This window comes from Acidisphaera rubrifaciens HS-AP3, from assembly GCF_000964365.1.
Lineage (GTDB): Bacteria > Pseudomonadota > Alphaproteobacteria > Acetobacterales > Acetobacteraceae > Acidisphaera > Acidisphaera rubrifaciens.
In genome coordinates this window covers 1-206 of the sequence record NZ_BANB01000795.1, presented here as the reverse complement: position 1 = coordinate 206, position 206 = coordinate 1, and the positions used below count along the sequence as shown (strand labels likewise).

General features: G+C 69.9%; 1 pseudogene. It reads left to right on the top strand.

Annotated elements, in window-relative coordinates:
- Positions 1 to 24: 24 nt before the first annotated feature.
- A pseudogene (locus B8460_RS17825) lies at positions 25 to 206 on the top strand (hypothetical protein); the annotation flags it as partial.

Here is a 206-nt window from a genome sequence, read left to right as displayed (position 1 = left end):
CCGTCCGGCGGTTCGGCGGACTCGATGACGCTCGCGGTCGCGCATCTCGGCGATGACGGGACGGCGGTGCTGGACGCGGTGCGCGAGGTTCGGCCGCCGTTTAGCCCTGACGCCGTCGTAGAAGAGTTCGCGGCGCTGCTGGACTCGTACGGGATTACGCGCGTCACGGGTGATGCGTATGCAGGCGAGTGGCCCCGCGAGCGGTT